This is a genomic window from Paenibacillus xylanivorans (assembly GCF_001280595.1).
In the GTDB taxonomy this organism is placed as follows: domain Bacteria; phylum Bacillota; class Bacilli; order Paenibacillales; family Paenibacillaceae; genus Paenibacillus; species Paenibacillus xylanivorans.
This window is the reverse complement of the sequence record NZ_LITU01000078.1, coordinates 1-17,388: the sequence shown is the minus strand read 5'-3', so window position 1 is coordinate 17,388 and position 17,388 is coordinate 1. Positions and strand designations below refer to the sequence as shown.

Annotated in this window: 14 protein-coding genes; 6 read left to right on the top strand and 8 right to left on the bottom strand. The window is 49.2% G+C overall.

The window, feature by feature from the left end; translation table 11 throughout:
• Positions 1-4 precede the first annotated feature (4 nt).
• Positions 5-961, top strand: a complete 957-nt coding sequence (locus AMS66_RS34145) for an iron-hydroxamate ABC transporter substrate-binding protein (RefSeq protein WP_082350904.1) — start codon at positions 5-7, stop codon at positions 959-961.
• A gap of 165 nt (positions 962-1,126) precedes the next feature.
• Here the strand turns inward: AMS66_RS34145 and AMS66_RS24850 are convergent, their stop codons facing one another.
• The 3 genes from AMS66_RS24850 to AMS66_RS24845 all read right to left on the bottom strand — a co-directional run bounded on the left by AMS66_RS24850 (position 1,127) and on the right by AMS66_RS24845 (position 5,551).
• The gene (locus AMS66_RS24850) at positions 1,127-3,196 is read right to left on the bottom strand and encodes an ATP-binding protein (RefSeq protein WP_053783341.1); all 2,070 of its coding nucleotides are present in this window, start codon (positions 3,194-3,196) and stop codon (positions 1,127-1,129) included.
• 422 nt (positions 3,197-3,618) lie between these two features.
• The gene (locus AMS66_RS33265; RefSeq protein WP_201782222.1) at positions 3,619-3,810 is read right to left on the bottom strand and encodes a hypothetical protein; all 192 of its coding nucleotides are present in this window, start codon (positions 3,808-3,810) and stop codon (positions 3,619-3,621) included.
• A gap of 70 nt (positions 3,811-3,880) precedes the next feature.
• A complete protein-coding gene (locus AMS66_RS24845; RefSeq protein WP_053783340.1) occupies positions 3,881-5,551 on the bottom strand; it encodes a PucR family transcriptional regulator in 1,671 nt (556 codons plus the stop codon).
• A gap of 190 nt (positions 5,552-5,741) precedes the next feature.
• On the opposite strand from AMS66_RS24845, the gene ald reads away from it, so the two are divergent.
• Positions 5,742-6,875 carry an alanine dehydrogenase gene (gene ald, locus AMS66_RS24840; RefSeq protein ID WP_053783339.1) on the top strand — a complete coding sequence of 378 codons (1,134 nt, stop codon included), beginning with the start codon at positions 5,742-5,744 and terminating at the stop codon, positions 6,873-6,875.
• A 147-nt stretch (positions 6,876-7,022) separates the two neighbouring features.
• Here ald and AMS66_RS24835 read toward each other — a convergent pair whose 3' ends face one another.
• The gene (locus tag AMS66_RS24835) at positions 7,023-7,940 is read right to left on the bottom strand and encodes a PD-(D/E)XK nuclease family protein (RefSeq protein ID WP_053783502.1); all 918 of its coding nucleotides are present in this window, start codon (positions 7,938-7,940) and stop codon (positions 7,023-7,025) included.
• A 389-nt stretch (positions 7,941-8,329) separates the two neighbouring features.
• Between AMS66_RS24835 and AMS66_RS24830 the strand changes: the two genes are divergently transcribed.
• On the top strand, positions 8,330-9,013 hold the full coding sequence (locus AMS66_RS24830) for a serine/threonine protein kinase (RefSeq protein ID WP_053783338.1): 684 nt from the start codon (positions 8,330-8,332) through the stop codon (positions 9,011-9,013).
• 20 nt (positions 9,014-9,033) lie between these two features.
• On the opposite strand, the gene sigJ is transcribed toward AMS66_RS24830, so the two are convergent.
• From sigJ to AMS66_RS24815, 3 genes are read right to left on the bottom strand one after another with little or no spacing between them, the layout of a single operon-like run.
• Positions 9,034-9,945 carry an RNA polymerase sigma factor SigJ gene (gene sigJ, locus AMS66_RS24825; RefSeq protein WP_053783337.1) on the bottom strand — a complete coding sequence of 304 codons (912 nt, stop codon included), beginning with the start codon at positions 9,943-9,945 and terminating at the stop codon, positions 9,034-9,036.
• Positions 9,935-11,254, bottom strand: a complete 1,320-nt coding sequence (locus AMS66_RS24820; RefSeq protein ID WP_160319733.1) for a phytoene desaturase family protein — start codon at positions 11,252-11,254, stop codon at positions 9,935-9,937. The genes sigJ and AMS66_RS24820 overlap by 11 nt, the downstream gene beginning before the upstream one ends.
• Before the next feature lie 58 nt (positions 11,255-11,312).
• On the bottom strand, positions 11,313-12,209 hold the full coding sequence (locus AMS66_RS24815; RefSeq protein ID WP_053783335.1) for a helix-turn-helix transcriptional regulator: 897 nt from the start codon (positions 12,207-12,209) through the stop codon (positions 11,313-11,315).
• Between the two features lie 129 nt (positions 12,210-12,338).
• Between AMS66_RS24815 and AMS66_RS24810 the strand changes: the two genes are divergently transcribed.
• Together AMS66_RS24810 and AMS66_RS24805 are read left to right on the top strand one after the other, a co-directional pair.
• The gene (locus AMS66_RS24810) at positions 12,339-13,226 is read left to right on the top strand and encodes a sugar phosphate isomerase/epimerase family protein (protein WP_053783334.1); all 888 of its coding nucleotides are present in this window, start codon (positions 12,339-12,341) and stop codon (positions 13,224-13,226) included.
• 74 nt (positions 13,227-13,300) lie between these two features.
• On the top strand, positions 13,301-14,356 hold the full coding sequence (locus tag AMS66_RS24805) for a Gfo/Idh/MocA family protein (RefSeq protein ID WP_053783333.1): 1,056 nt from the start codon (positions 13,301-13,303) through the stop codon (positions 14,354-14,356).
• 305 nt (positions 14,357-14,661) lie between these two features.
• Here the strand turns inward: AMS66_RS24805 and AMS66_RS24800 are convergent, their stop codons facing one another.
• Positions 14,662-15,981, bottom strand: a complete 1,320-nt coding sequence (locus AMS66_RS24800; protein ID WP_053783332.1) for a glycoside hydrolase family 125 protein — start codon at positions 15,979-15,981, stop codon at positions 14,662-14,664.
• Positions 15,982-16,226: 245 nt separating this feature from the next.
• On the opposite strand from AMS66_RS24800, the gene AMS66_RS24790 reads away from it, so the two are divergent.
• Complete coding sequence (locus AMS66_RS24790) at positions 16,227-17,282, top strand: LacI family DNA-binding transcriptional regulator (RefSeq protein ID WP_053783330.1); 1,056 nt, start codon at positions 16,227-16,229, stop codon at positions 17,280-17,282.
• The last annotated feature ends 106 nt before the right edge of the window (positions 17,283-17,388 follow it).

The window sequence follows — 17,388 nt, the reverse complement described above, 5'->3', positions numbered from 1 at the left end:
CTTTATGCTGTTGATCAGCGCTTGCGGGACGGAGGCTACAGGTAACAGCTCCTCAGGAGCAGCAGAGAGTGGGACAACTCCAACCAATATCAAGCAAGGACAAGCTGAGGGAATCCCAACTGCCGAGCAGCCACAGACCAAAACCGTATCCACAGTTACAGGAGATATTGAAATACCACTGCAGCCCAAACGAATTGTAGCGGGTGAATATCTGGGCAGTCTGATCGCTCTGGGTATCACCCCTGTTGGAACATCAAGTCACCACATTGCGAACCCCTACCTGCATGATGCGCTGAAAGACGTGGAGGATCTGGGAGATGGGAACGGCAACTTGGAGAAGATTGCTGCCATGGAGCCGGATCTGATTATTATGGATGATATGTACGCTGAAATGAATGAGCAGCTAACTAAAATTGCCCCGACGGTAATTGTACCCTATGCCTCATTCAAAACCGTGCATGAAGAAGTCAGCTATTTCGGCGAGCTACTGGGTAAGCAAAAGGAAGCAACGGCATGGCTAGCAGATTATGACAGCCGTACAGCCGCAGCAAAAGAACGAGTGCTCCAGGTTATCCCTGCCGACAGCACATTCTCCATTCTGGAATATATGGGGAAAGATATTTCAACCGTTGGCTCCAATTATGGCAAAGGCGGACCAGTGATATACAATGTGCTCGGTTTCAAACCTCCAGCTGAGGTAATCGATGAATTAACCGATCCAGGCTGGGCAAGTCTCTCCACTGAAGTTTTGCCTAAATATGCAGGCGATTATATCGTTCTGACGACAGATAACCAGACGATGGAAGATCTAAAGGCTGACTCCATCTGGGGAGGATTGGACGCTGTCAAAAATGATCATGTGTATATCTGGGGTGCCGATCGTTCTTGGTACTGGGACCCCATTGCCATTCTCACCCAAACGGAAGAACTGACCGATTGGTTAGTTGAAACGAAGCGTTAATATTTCAGTTTCAATCGCTTTATGAACCCTTGATCTCATGTTCATTTGATTGACCCCATCAAAAAAACACGCAGGACTGGCTCAATTGGCCGGTTACTGTGTGTTTTTTGGGTTTATTCCAATGATTCTAATTTCCACTGGGTCCGTATTATTCTTTCTCTCAACCTATAGCACTCTTGCTAGTCGGATCAAAGCGGCTCGCAGATGCCGATAGAATGTGGCCCGGCTCATCGAGCATGCCTGTGCTGCGGCAGTTGGATTGCCAGCATGTGTCCAATAGGCCGCGTATAACAGCATCTGATCTTGCTGGGAGATCCCATGAATCCGGCCCTCCAGCAAATCCAATATATGCGTCTGTAGATGAATTCCATCCGTCATACCATTCACTCGCGATGCGTACTCATGCAATTCTCCGGGAGAATGCAGATGAGTCAGCATTTTGCGCACATCCTGTTCGGACCAGGGAACCTGACTCACGCCAGATGTTCCCTGCTGTAACCCGCTGCTCTTCGTATCCAGACCCAAAAGAGACATAACCCAGTCACCGAATTGTCCACTGCGCAAATCCAGATCCAGCACATTTGCCTGATCTGCATACAGGTCACATAAACGAGTACGTGCTCTTCTACTCCGAAAACCAATGCTCTGCAAAAACAGCTTCAGATGCGGATTGGTTGCGATCAGTATAACTCTGGCCCCTTCTCCCAAGAGCGACAACCGATCCAGCGACATGTAACCCACTAGTTCTTCACGTTTGTAGCCAGGCACATCATCCCTTGCCGCCGCGAGTACCGCAAAGTGAGTATCCGTCTGGTCCGGATCGCAATTCAACTCCTCGGGTGTGAAACACTCCTGCATTTCGTTTGGAAAATAGCTGGAAAGCATCCCACTGCTCTCCCGGTGCACAAGCACCGTTATGAACATCGCGATCGGCTCGCCATCCTTGTCACGCATCAATACAATCCCCTCAGGATAACGGTGTGCAAGTTCATCCAGAAAAGCAGGATAAGACGGCGCCTGCCAGGGCTCCATACTATACTCACACCACTGTCGGAGCAATTTGTGCAACGCCGGCAAGTCCTCCGCCCGCATCACTTCCATCGGAGAAAACAGTGAATCCGCTGACACATCAGCGTATTTCCGATGCTGGAGCATGGATTCCTGACACAAAAGGAGCATTTTTCTGGCAATCTGGCGCCTCTCATGCGGACCGGCTTGTTCATGGAGTGGCTTGAGCAGTCCCGCAATTCGCACACGCATGGCTTGTAAACGCTGTGGTTCACGTTGACGAAAATCCCGAAGCAGATGTAATCTGGCCATATCATGCAGCGCCAGACCATTAGGACCAGAACGAATGAACGACATCCGCCTCAGAACGTTGTATTCTTCAAGCGTCACCTCGGTTTGCAGCACGGATGCCAACAATTCCTGATTCGCTGTTTCTAGCAGTGTTAATACCTCTACCATCGGATGCAGGCGGGGAAGCGTCAATTCAAGCAGCAGCCTGGCACTAATCATCTGTGACAATTCGGTCCAATCTGAAAGAGGAATATTCCTGCGCTGATCCGCAGCCTCCACCGCAAGAGCCAGCCCCAGCGGATGTCCATCCGTCACACGTGCAATCGTCCCCGCAGTACTCTTGTTCAATGAACCTACCACAGAAATATATTCGGACACTTCTTCACACGTAAAATGTTGAAGAGGCATCTGCACGAGGCGTTGCTGCAACCTTGGATGTGTCCGCCACGCTGAAGCAGGCTCCGGTCGTGAGGCCAGAATGATGAGCACACCGTATAATGGAAGCTTGGATACGAAGACTTCCATAAACCAGCTCTCCAGAAGAGCCAGTTCTTCATAATTATCCACAGCAAGGACCAGCCGCTTCTGTACTGAAGTCTCACTCAGAAGACTTAATGGCCGAGGGTTACCGTCACTACGCATGGTCTCCAGCCCCAGTGTAGAGGACAAATACTCCAAAAAGACCGACGGTGTCGAGCCGCAGGATCTGCCATCCATCCATATGGCGGTCGCTCCCTGATTTCGAGCAACGGACAACATCTCGGACAGCAAGGAGGATTTACCAATCCCCCCCATGCCGGTAACTGAAAAAATAGTTAAAGGTGCTTCTGGATTGCTGAACCATCGGTCCAACATCATCAATTCCTTGGCTCGACCCACGAAACGCTTTCCATGACCATAATATTTGTCGCATTGAACCTCACTACTGTTTCCCATCTGTGTCCTCCGTACTAGATACTGGTACTTTTCATAATCTTGATTTTCTCACAAAGTTGAGACTATATTGAGACGCACAGTTACACATGAAGTGATAAAATTTAGTGAAAAGCCAAATTATAGAAAAATATATAAAACAGCTGTATGCAAACGTTTAACACAGGGTACATACATCTTTCATGCCGCTGTTCAACATATTCACCATTCCGCTAATCGAGCACACCAATCAAGTGGGCATTTGATGTGATGCAGAACGCTGAAGTCCATATGCATCTATTATTTTCGAACTTCATGCTTCCCTTTCAGAACTTATAGAGCCCGATATTACAGGAAAGGCGGATTTGTGTGAGAAAAAATCTCGATATCTGTAATTTGAGCGGACAACTAGGAATCAACCGTGAACGACTTGATGAATGGTTGTGTCAAAGCGGTGTTTCATTCAAAAAGCGGGATACAGAAACTCTTCCGGAGCGAAGTTCCTCCCCATATCGCTTGGCCGCTCCCACCTCGTTATCCCTTGCACCTTCCTCTGGCCAACCCAGACTGTTTCGCGGCCGTCGCCCGGCTTCTGGCAACCCCGTATTACCGAGAGCATTACGACACTCTCGTCGCATCAGTAAAAATTGCTAGACTGTGCAGATCTTTCAATGATGCACAGTCTGGACGGTATTCCAGCTTGGTCTATCAAGACGGAAAACCCTGTTCCTCCTCGATCATGGCATGAGCAAGCAGCGCCATCTCCAGGCAGATCCTTCTCTCCTGATCCATAAAGTCAGATCCCAGTAATTCTTCTAATTTCTCCAATCTATTGTACAAGGTTTGCCGATGTATGAACAATTGAGCCGCCGTATCCCGCTTGGAACCGAAGTTTTGCAGAAAGGCATCCAATGTCTCAACCAGCCTTAGATGATGTGTCTGATCATATTCAATCAGAACGCCCAGATGGTCATTCACAAAAGGCTGCAGAAACGATTGGGGCAGTGCTTTTAGCATTTGATATATACCCATGCGTTCGTAAAAATGAATATGTTCCAGCCGATCTACGGATCGCGAAACCTCGATGACCTGATATGCTTCCCGCAGACTGTCCGGCATGCCTGTTAAACGGTTGCGCATCTTGCCAAATCCGGCATGAATCGCAACCTGCTTCAGGTTGCGACTCGCAAACCGCTTCACATCACCAAGAATGCCTTCCAACGATTTCACCAGTTGATTTCGTGTGGATGTCTTGCTCTCTTCCTTGGCACAGCATACGTATACCTGATTATTTTTCAGCATAATGAGGCTGGACAGATTGTTCTTTTTGAGCAAGGAACGCAGCAGAACCAGAATATCCTGATGGTTGGATTCCATTCGCTCACGGCCGATTCCTTTCAGACGGTGCTCCATCTCAATAACCCCGCCTGCAAACCAATACTGTCCCTTCACCAGCAGACGAAGTCCCATTCGGGTCTGAGCCTGCTCCTCATGAAGAATGTTACCGTTCATCAGATCCTGGATTAACTCATTCTGGTTGCGTACCATCTTCTCCTCCAGAAACTGGGAGCGCAAAGTCAGTGCCGCAGCTGCCTTCGCTGTATAATCAAGCATTAGCTTGAGATACTCAACGGGTGCTGAAGGATGTACAACCATGCCGACAGCGGAGAACACCTGACCAAAACATACGACCGGGTGACACAGTAACACCTGTTCCTCATCCAGATGGAACCATAACTCGGTGTCTGAATCATTGAGATCCAGATGCTCAACCTCCTGCTCGTACCATGTGTAGATCGCCTGCTGTGTCTCCGAAGGCAGCTCCGGCACAAAACTCCCCGGTTCCATGGACGAGATATACACCACCGGCTTGACCGCGTATTCATGCAGAAGGTTAAGCACAGCCGACATGTCTGTACTCTGTAAAGTTCGCTGCTGAAGCTGACGGGAATAGGTCTCCAGGCTCTTCAGCAGCTGGTGCTGATGATTAATAAGCAAAGCGTGAATATCTTGCGTAATCTCAACAAAACGGACCGGTTGCTGGAACACGATAACTGGGAATTGATGCCTGTCAGCCAGTTCAATCAATTCTTCGGGAATACCATGAATACTCGTTCCAAACTCCACGCATAGCCCCGCCGCTTCGCTCTGAATTAACTGGAGCAGATATTCTTCACGCCCTTCTTCCGATTGAAGCCAAAGTCCTGTGGATAAAATAAGATCATGGGGGCTTACAAATGGAGAAACATTAGTAATCTCCAACACATGAACCCATCCGACCTGACGGGATGTTCCTTCTTTCCCCGCAGCAAGCCGGGCTTTGGCAAAGACGGGGCGAGCCAGAATATCCTTTATCGTAAACACTCGATCATTTCTCAATATCGATCCCTCATAGTGTCATTTTTTCTTACATTATAAGCTATGGACAAATGTCCTGAATAGTCTTTTCTCGACATTATGTTGATTCAATTCTCCAAAGTATAGACATTAGGTAAGGTGCAAATCTGTTATCCAGGTCATAAACTTGTAGTATAAGCTAACAACCATTAAATGGACGAGGTGCATGGCAATGAGAATCGGAATTCCGAAAGAAATTAAAAACAATGAAAACCGTATAGCAATGACACCAGCTGGAGCTGCTGATTTGGTCAGAGCCGGACATCAGGTAATGATTGAACGAGGCGCGGGACTCGGCAGTGGATTCACGGACAGCGAGTATCAATCGGCCGGAGCGGAGCTTCGGGATACGGCTGCATCCGTATGGTCAGAGGCAGATATGATCATCAAGGTGAAAGAACCCCTTGCCAGCGAATACGCCTATTTTCGTCCTGGCTTGATTCTCTTCACTTACCTGCACCTCGCAGCGGAGCCTGCATTGGCGAAGGCACTGATTGAAAGCCGGGTAACCGCCATTGCGTATGAGACACTGGAGGTCAACGGTACGCTGCCTCTGCTCACCCCGATGAGTGAAGTTGCCGGACGTATGTCAGCACAAATTGGAGCCCAGCTGCTTGAGAAAACGGAAGGCGGCAAAGGCATTCTGTTATCCGGCGTACCCGGCGTAAGCCGTGGCAAGGTCGTGGTTATTGGTGGTGGCACGGTAGGTACGAATGCCGCCAAAATTGCGATTGGTCTCGGTGCGGATGTGACCATCATCGATTTGAATCTGAATCGTCTGCGGCATCTGGATGATATTTTTGGCAATCAGATTCATACGCTGGTATCGAGTCCATCTAATATTGCGTCGGCTGTTGCGGCTGCCGACCTGCTGATCTGTGCGGTGCTGATTCCGGGCGCCAAAGCGCCAACCCTTGTCAGCGAGCAAATGGTCACCACCATGGCACCTGGTTCGGTCATTGTGGATGTGGCGATTGATCAGGGCGGAATTGTGGAGACCATTGATCATATCACGACCCATGATGAGCCGACCTATGTGAAGCATGGTGTGGTGCATTACGCGGTAGCGAACATGCCAGGCGCGGTGCCGCGCACGTCTACGGTGGCGCTGACCAACGCCACCATGCCTTACGCGATGCAGCTGGCGAACCACGGTGCAGCCGCCGCGATTCGCGGCAGTTCGTCCATTCGCAGCGCGGTAAACGTGCTGAATGGACATATCACGTATGAGGCGGTTGCCCGGGATCTCGGGCATGCCTACGTTCCCGCAGGACAGGCGCTGGAGAATACCGCCGCGGTCCAGTAAGCTTGAGATGACCGTTCCCACCCGGCGCCTTGTTGCCCGGCCTGTGGAACGAAATAGAAGCGCCAGTCGGGCAGAACCTGTCCAGGCTGGCGCTTCTTGCTTTTCAGACAAAAAGGGATGAGATCTGAGGCGGCTTCAGGTGGCTCACTATACTGCACGTTCGCTGCACACCTCGCGGAAATTGCAGTCCCGGCAAGCACGGCGCGAAGGCATTGGCGTGAAATAGGAGACGTCCTTGGGACGGTTGTAATACTCATCATCCACACAGGAGCGCATCTCAACAATATACCGCCCCACGTTTTCCTCCACCTTCAGGATATCCTCTTCCGTTGCCGTGAACTCTCGGTGCGTCCCGGTTAATAGATACTCCACTCGCAGCTCAATTTGCTCCAGTGGAACCCGGTAATGCTCCCTCACATAGGATGCGTACAGCATCAACTGATCCGAAAAGTCATCCTCCTTGCCCGTCTTCCAGTCCACAATGACGATGTTGCCGTTGCTGCGGCGATATAACAAGTCCATCTTCACATACACACGCGTATCGTGCAGCATCATGGTATCCCATTTCTCAATTTCCAAAATATCCGTACTCGCGCGGTACAGGTCCTCCCACGTGAGCGTCTGGTACAGATTGCCGACACAGGCTGAAGCTCGTTCTTTGATCGTCGCAATTCGGTCATACAACGTGTCATCCCCGTAATACATCTCGGACAACATCACCCGGTTCTTCGGGTCCAGCCGCCATTGTTCCTGATCCATCGATTCCACATACGCCTGATTCAGCAGCTTGCGCATCGTCTGTTCCAGAAAGTGCTCACGAGGTTTATCTTTGCCTTCCTCCCTGCTGCGTACCGCCGATTCACACATCCGGTGCGCGAGGTCACCAAACACAAGGTATAGATTACTGAGCTGCTTCAGCCGATACAGGCGTACCTGCATCTCATCAGCCGACTCTGCCTTCCAGCCGTTATGGGCTCCATAATAATGATAATAATATTTGCGCAGGCACTCATCGAACATACTCGCCCGCGACTGCGAATAAGACCACTGCGGGTATTGTGCCATAAGATATTCTGCCTTTCTGTATGCCGGATCTGCATGAGATCCCTTAATGCTCACAGTATATAGGAAAGGGTAAAAACGCCGCAAGCACCCTTCCGTTATTTTCTTCTAACCGCAACCGTTTCCGATTCAATGCGTAACGTTTATATAGTAACATCACCAAAAGATGAAATGACAGAGCAGAACGCATACTATACTAAATAGAGTACAGGATTTTGCTTTGATATAAGATCAACCTTAGATTTACACTAAAACGGAGAGGGCAGAAAAAATCTGGGGATAACAGCGATTGAAAGATTATTCTGCACGCGGAGCGGCCGAGTGTAAAACTCATGAGTTGATCTTATATGAAAAAATATTGTACAGGCATATCCTAAAAGGAGGCACCACCCATGAATCGACCGGATTGGTTCCAGGCGGAAGAAGCATTACAACAAATCCAAGTCATCGGAAGCGACCGGAATGAGCTCGTGAACATCATTGGCCATGTAGAAGGACTGAATTGTATTGGCACAGGAACGGATGCGGCGGTATTTATGTATGACGGCTTGCCGCAGTATGCCTTCAAGATGTACTCAGATCATGCCCTGGACAAACTGGAAAATGAAAAACAGGTATATGAACAGCTCAAAGGCCTGCCCTATTTCCCTATCTATTACGGCAGCGGCCGTAATATTCTTGTGATCAGTTTTGAAGCGGGAGATACCTTGCTCGAATGTTTGGAAAAAGGAATTCCGGTCCCCGAGCAGGTCATGCTCGATGTAGACGAAGCGCGTGAGGCCGTACTCAGCCGTGGCCTAAACCCACGAGACATTCACCTAAAAAATGTAATTCTCCAGAATGGACGCGGGAAAGTCATCGACGTATCGGAGTATATTCAAGACGGCAATGATAATCGCTGGGAGCATCTCGTCTGGGCCTATCACAACATTTATCCACGGATCAAAGGTACGCCCATATCCCCACGCATGCTGCAAACGATCAAATGGGGATATAATCAACTGGATCAGGCCAATGTCAAAATGGACGACCTCTCCAAAAAGGCTAACCGATTATTCTCCAGATTTATGAAATGAGTATCCAAATTCACTTCACTTTAACCTAAATTCAAATGTTGCAGCTTATCTGGATTACGCAAGATATAGATCCGCTCAATACAATCGTTTCTAAAAGCTAGGCTGACCACAGTCGGGAATGCCTCAGAGGGGCCGCTTAATACAAATCCTAGTTGTCCATTGACCTTGACGAGACGTACAATACCAGCGCCGTCCCCTTTGGATAAGAGCCCTTGAATGAACGCCAGAACCCGCTGGCTTGATGTAACTGGTTTAACTGCTGCTACAACTTTACCACCACCATCACTGTACAAGGCGACATCATGCGAAAGCATTTTTAAGAGTCCTTCCATATCTCCACTCGACGTGGCTTGGAGGAAACGAAGTGTAAGCTGCTCGGACTGAACGCTGGGAGTCAATTCGACTTCCGGCTCGTCCTGGATTTTACGTTTAAGACGACTGTATATTTTCCGGCATCCGACATCCGTCTTGTTCAAGAAGTCTGCTATATCACCATAATCAAATTCAAAAGCTTCTCGCAGAATAAATACCGCGCGCTCAATTGGGGTTAACCGATCGAGCATGACCAGAAAGGCGTACGAAATCGTATCTTCCAGTTCAATCGTTTGAAGTGGATCATGTTCCACCGCTGAAACGGATTCTCGAGCAGCCTTATAATTTTGCACCAGAGGTTCCGGCAGCCACGTCCCGACGTATAATTCCCTTTTTTTACGTGTTGATTTCAAGTAATCGAGACAACGGTTAGTCACCATTTTGCATAAGTATGCTTTCAGGTTCCGAACAGAGCTACTCTCTTTATGAATACCCTGCTGCTGTACTGTTACAAATGCGTCCTGAACCACATCCTCAGCATGAATGACAGATCCCAACATACGATATGCGATAGAAAGAAGAAGTGGCCTGTACGCCCTGTATACCAATTCAATCTCCATAATGTATTCCTTCCTTATCTTTTCCTCTACCTTCTATTATCTTTTGAGCAGCCCGTTTTGCGCTCACTAGAGAGGCATTAATCAACATTCCCTCATCCCCTACCCAATCGCCAGCAACATAGAGCCCCGGTCTTCCTGTGATCTCAGATCCAGGTCTACCCGAGAAGCCTCCGTTCTCGGCTGTGACACTGCCATGCGAGACAAGCATTCGTGGAAGGAAACGCTGCTTAATGATATGCTCGCGCCACCCCGGCTGAATCAAATCGAGAAAGCCCTTTAGTTCGTCTTCATCCTGCCTTGGATCCGATTTTGATGATTCCGACAAATACTTCATCACATGCACAACCTCATGTGCCGGGTTCTCTGATAAGGAGGCCGCGGCGGAATGGTTGGAGTAGTACCAAGGGTGATCTACGCCTAAAACAAATTTCGTTTTCGGTTGAGGCATCCCGGATACGACGAGATCTAGACATGCGGCGCGAACAGGAGCTAGCTTGTGATACGGTTTGGCTTCACTGGGTGAAAGAGCAGGATTAAGCAGAGCTAGGGTATCCAATGGGCCCGCCGTCGATAAGACGTGACGAGTCGTCAACTGTGAACCACCTTTTAAGGAAACCATCATTTGGGGATAACTTCCGGCAATTTCTCGTACGACCGAGCTTGTGCGGATTAATACACCCGCCTGCTGAGCTTGTTCTGTCAGCCGACTGACGAGGAATTGCCAGCCTCCATCTATATACAATACTTGGTCCTGTTTGAGTTGTTCAATGACGGCGCCAGCACTTACCTGATCAGGAGCATCGCAATATGTGCTCAAACGAACGAGCGCAAACACGACACTACGTACACGGGGACTCGATACCAGGGTTTCCAGGTAAGCCCGCAAACTAACATTATGCAAAACGGATGTATCAACCTTTCGGAGAGAACTGTAGAACCGAAGGAGCTGACACTTCTCCCTCCATTTCAAAAACGATCCGAGCAAGAGCTGTGCTAGGGAAATTGTCTTATTCTCGCCATTTGTTCCTTTAAACACCAATGTATCTGGCGGTTTCGGTACTGATCCGATAGGTGTGACGCTTACCTCATGGAGAATAGGTAACGCCGCTTTACTGAGAGCATGAGCCCCCAGGTTTACGCGTGCTCCCGCGATCTCATTTGAAATAGCGCGTCCTCCGAGCTGTACCCCTTTGTCGAGCAGCAGCACAGTCTTTCCTGTACGGGCCAGATAAATTGAGGCGGTTAATCCGGCAATGCCTGCTCCAATGATGACAACATCCCATACTGGCTCATTATGATGCTCTGTCATGTACATCAATCCCCTCTTCTTAATGCATACATGACGATGAACAGGGTACTTTTGTGACTCAGACTTGCTTCTTCATTCTCCCCCCGGAAGGAGTTACTCCCTTGTACTGTTTGTATAACTTCGTAAAATAGTTGGCGTTGTCGCAGCCTACTCTGGCAGCGATCTCCGTAATGGTCAGACTGCTGCCTTGCAGTAGTTGTTCTGCCTCACTCATCCTGCACCCGTTTACGTATTCCACGAAGGTACGTCCGGTCAGCTTTTTGAACATTTTGCAGAAGTGATACGCATTCAGTCCCACATGGCTTGCCGCTTCCGTAACAGACATCTTACCCGTAGGGTCCGCTTCAATCTGTGCGATCAACTGCTTGAAGCGTTCGCGGTTTGGAAAATACGATCCAACCGATTTATCCGGCAACTGCTGCGGCATAAATGTACGAGCAAGCAGGGTGAACAAAGCATGCAGTTTGGACTTCACCACGAGCTGATAAGCCGGGGGCTGTAACGCCATTTCCTCCACAGCCTCATTCAGCAAAGAATAGTAGCCTGCGCAGGCTGCGTTTTCCTCTGCCGGCTTGACCGGAAACCTCACCCTGCCTTCCAGATACGGCGCGACATATTGCTCATGCACGGGATCATGAGTGAAATCATGGAACAAGGCGCGGTTAACCACAACGGAATCATAATCCACATCCCCATCATCCAGAGCATACCCGACATGCAACGTGCCTCCGGGAATGATGATGACCTCACCAGCCCGAACCACATAAGGTTTGCTATCGATATGAAACAGCGCACTGCCCCTTCGCATAACAATCAGTTCAAAATGTTCATGCCAATGCAAATACAGAATGCATTCTTCCTTTTTCATATCCGAACACCGATTTCGGAACAGCTGAAATGGATGTGATTTATGATCAATTCGGGTGTTTTCGTGAAGCGCTTTCAGATTCGGCACGACTTCTTCCCCCTCTTCACAAGATCCGACTAATATTACACAAGATTGTGTAGAGCCATCGCGTTAATACACGGCTATAATGAGTGTGTCACGAAGTACTATAAGCCAATATTGGAGTGAAATACAACCATGAATAAATCATTACGCATCGGTACCCTTGTAGGCGGGCAGGACGCCGTCCGCGTTATCCCGCAGATCATGCAACACGGCTTCGAATCATTTAACCTGACCTTTTGGCAAACGACTGGCGACCTGGACTTGGCTGAGACAGCCAAGCGCGTCCGTGAAATCGTGGACGAACAAGGTATTGTCATCTCTGCAGTAAGTGTGTTTGGCAATCCGCTTACCGGAACCGGGGATAATGCCGATACACTGGCCAGCTGGGAACGTGCTATTGACCATGCCCAGCTCTTCGGAGCGGATATCGTATCCGGGTTCACCGGACGACTGACTGATCAACCGATTGACCAATCGATTCCACGGTTCAAGGAAGTGTTTGGAGAACTGGCGCGCCGGGCAGCGGACCGGGGTGTACGCATTGCTTTTGAAAACTGTGATATGGGTGGTACATGGCAGACGGGTGACTGGAACATTGCACATAATCCAACCGCCTGGGAGATGATGTTCGATGCCGTACCCGATGAAAACATCGGATTGGAATGGGAGCCATGCCATCAAATGTCCAGCCTGATCGACCCAATTCCTCAGCTACGCAAGTGGGCGCCTAAAGTGTTCCATGTGCACGGCAAAGATGCCACCATTGCCTGGGACATCGTTAAAGAATATGGCGTGCACGGCCCACGTGAATTCGTCTGGCACCGTACGCCCGGCTTCGGCGATACCAACTGGTCCGACATTATTACGATTCTGCGCCAAAACGGGTATCAGGGAACAATCGATATTGAAGGCTGGCATGATCCTGTCTACAAAGACGAACTCGAAATGACCGGACAGGTACACGCACTAAGATATTTAAAACAATGTCGCGGTGGGGATTTTGTTCCCAATCCGGTATAGAAACGGGATAACGTTGAGTTACATGATTTCCATAGAATGAACATAGAAAATGAGAAGCATAAGGAGATGATTAGATGAGTCATCCTTATCGGGTGGTTGTGGCAGGTTGTGGGGCCATGGCGAACACCTGGGTCGATTACGCCATGCAAAGGCCGGACACAGAAATTGTAGGGCTTGTCGATCTGTATGAACAGACTGCCGCCGCACTCGCTGCACGGCATGGTCTTTCCTGCCCTACATTCACGGACATCAGTGAAGCAATTCGAACGACCGATGCGAATATCGTATTTGATGTCACCATTCCAGCGAGCCATCACGATATTGCCATGACGGCGTTACAACAAGGATGTCATGTGTTTGGCGAAAAACCTCTGGCAGAATCCTTCTCTGACTGTGAAGATATTGTCCAGACTGCACGCCGTACGGGTAATATTCAGGCTGTGATGCAAAATCGCCGTTTTGATCCGCGGATTCGCGCATATCGGCAGTTGATTTCCGATGGAACGATTGGTCAGGTCGGTTTTGCAGGGGCAGACTTCTTCCTTGGACCCCATTTTGGTGGCTTCCGTGACCTGATGGATAGTCCACTGCTGCTGGATATGGCGATTCACACCTTCGACCAGGCACGATATATTCTCGGTGCAAATCCGGTCTCGGTGTACTGCCACGAATTCAATCCTCCAGGCTCTTGGTATAAGGGCAATGCGATGGCGTTGTGCATCTTTGAAATGTCCGATGGCTCCGTGTTTAACTATCGCGGCTCCTGGTGTGCAGAAGGTGTGCCTACTTCATGGGAAGCATCCTGGCGCGTAACAGGAGAAAAAGGAACCGCAATCTGGGATGGGCATGATGACATTTATGCTGAAGTCATCTCGGCGCAGCATCTGGATGCGGAAGGCAAACCGTCCTTTTTCCAACCGTGCGAACGGATCGAAGGAGAGCAGCCTGTCATGGAGAAAACAGGACATCACGGCTGTCTCGAAGACATGTTCGCAGCGCTGGAATCCGGGCACCTGCCTGAGACCGATTGCAGTGACAACCAGTTCAGCATGGCCATGGTGCTCGCATCCCTCGAAAGTGCCCGCACAGGGCACAAGGTGCTCATCGCGGATCTACTGAAAACTGTATAGTGAAGCCGTGAGTCAAATAGCCCTCCTCATAAACCAAGCCCAAACTGCGAACCTTCTGCAGTTTGGGCTGTTTGTCTGCTTACTCTTCTATTCTAGAAATGATGTTGACAAAAAAAATTTCATGCCAAATGCAAACGCAGTGAAGGGGACGAAATCGATTCTGGAGAAGCAGCGCGTTCGCCTTTATCACCGGATTTCGACTTTGTAAAAGGCGATCAGGAAATCCGGGGATAACAGCGATCGAAAGAACGATTCGTAACCGGAACGGCTGCTTTGCAGGCAGTTATTTTTGAACTTACATCATTTTATAGGATTCCTTTTTTCATTGCTTTGTACACAAGCTGCGAGAATAGGCTGTTGGACCAAGCAAACCAGGGACGTGTGAACGTGTTTGGATCATCCGAATGAAAGCCTTCATGCATGTACCCGGTACCTGCATCCGTGTTCTCCAGCAGCTCAATCATCTCCAGCATTTCCTTATCATTGTCTGCGGTGAGACCCTGCATGGACAGTGCCATGTGCCAGATGTATCCGGGCGGTGTATGGGGGCTGCCGATGCCTTTGGCGACTTGTCCTTCATAATAAAATGGATTTTCCTTACTCAAAATAAAGCGGCGTGTATTCTGGTACACGATATCCTCGGTGGAAGCATACTCGAAATACGGAATCGACATAAGCCCCGGCGTACCTGCATCATCCATGAGGCAAAAGTTGCCGTAACCATCCGTCTCATAGGCATAGATCTGCCCATACTCGGGGTGACGGTAAGTACCATACAGGGTAATACCATGTCGTATTTCTTCTTCCAAATGCGCCATCTCGCTGACCAGCTTCTCATCTCGAAATACCCACCTTGCAATCTCCCCCATTTGGCGTAAAGTCACCGCTGCAAACATATTCGCCGGGATATTATAATGAAAATCACATGCATCATCACTGGGGCGGAAACCGGACCAGATCATCCCGGTATAGTTTACCGGCATCCCTAATCCTTCGTTGCGGAGCGTATCATGGGCTGGACAATTCCGACGCATGAATCGATATGGCGACTGCTCACCATGGCGCTGTTCCGTTTTCCACAGATGTACTATGTTCTCCATCACCTTCTTGAAACGCTCGTCAAATATATCCGTCAATTCCGTCTCACGCCAATACGCATATGCGAGCCTCATGGAGAAACAAAGTGAATCCAGCTCAAACTTGCGCTCCCACACCCAAGGTGACATCTGCGTCTCATCATTCGCATCCCAATGCCATCCATTAGCCGTTTCGTTGAACGCATTGGCATAGATATCGAGGTCCGCATAGAATGTATGCCGTTTGATCAGCCCGCCAATGATTCGTTGCAGCTGTTCATCTTCCTTCGCAAGCGGAACGTAGTGCATCACCTGCTCCACTGAATCACGCAGCCACATGGCCGGGATATCCCCTGTAATCACAAAGGTTGTCCCATCATCCAATAGCTTTGTCGTCGTTTCCAGCGTGTTGGGGAAACAGTTACGGAACTGCGCCAGCAATCTTGGTCTATGTTGCAGTCGTTCCTCGGCCTCGGTAAGAATGCTCTGTACAGCTTGCGGTAATTCCAGATGCGGCATGGGGATTTTCGGTAATCTGAACTGTTCCATGGATGTCGTCTCCTTTGAATTGAAGTTTCCATATTTGTTTGCATCGTTTCATTCAATGATTTGTCGCATTGTTATTTTCGTTATGATAAATTATAATAACATTATTATTTGTAAGTGTACTGTGCCGGAAGATGATCGTCAATTCATAACGGATGGTATATTAAAAAATAAGCTGGATCATATGTTGTAGATTGAAATGGCTCGTTGGTTTTATGCAAATTGTTTACATATGAAGGAGTAATGAAATGTCACGTAAAGTATCTATCCAGTCGCTGGCTGACCAGCTTGGATTATCTAAATATGCCGTCTCCCGCGCACTCAGCGGCAAGACAGGTGTCAGTGAAGCGACTCGTGCCCGTGTTCTGGAATTAGCCCGTGCCTTGGGATATCGCCAGAGCACCCCAGGTAGCAGTGCTGTGCCCACTGGAAATGAAGATCAATCTGAGCCGCCGTTTGCTCTTATCTGCATGAATCAGCTCAACCGGGGCGAACCGCACTACTGGCAGCGTGTACTCTCCGGTATGATCTCTGCCTGTAATGAAAGAGGATGGCATCATGCCATCGTATCCCCCTCTCTGGGAGTCGCTGATGAACACACACCTCCTGAACGGGCAATCGCTCCTCACTTGGACTGGGAAAGGTGTGCCGGGGTCATCGTTATGGGCGCTTTCCCCCATGCTGTCCTGCAACGACTGGCTCAGACAGGTCGTCCGATTGTGCTCGTAGATCATCAGGAGCCTCTGTTGAACTGTGATACCATCAGCCATGATAACCTGGAAGCAGGCATTACTGTAGCGAGATATCTAATGTCGATGCAGTGCCGCCGCATCGGTCTGATTACGGACGATGGCCGGGCTGCCAGTTTTGCGCAGCGGAAGATCGGCATCGAACTGGCCTTGAACCATTTTCACGCAGACAGCAGTCGGTTGACCACGTTCAGAGAATGGAATATTCCTTATGAGAACGGCGAATGGATCGATCAATTGGCTGCTACCATCAAAAATATGCCGCATGACGAACGACCCGATGCCTGGATTGGCGTTAATGATGATATTGCCTTGCAGTGGATGAATAAGTTGCAGGAGATGGGTTTCTCCACGCCCGGGGATTGCCTTGTCATCGGTATCGACAATGTGCATGCCGCCGCTACATCTTCTCCGCCCCTGACCACAGTCAATCTCTGCAAAGAGGAACTTGGTCAGCGCGCGATCGAGGCTTTGCAGCGTCGGATTGAACGCCCAGGTACACCAAAAGAAACGGTCATGTTATCCACTTCTCTTATTCCAAGGGAATCGGCGTAATTTAATCTGTAAACCGAGCAACCTCCTTAGTGTCTGAACAACTTAACTTTATTGAATACTAAAAAGGCCACGCATGTTATTTAAAATGTACCCTATAAGATGGACA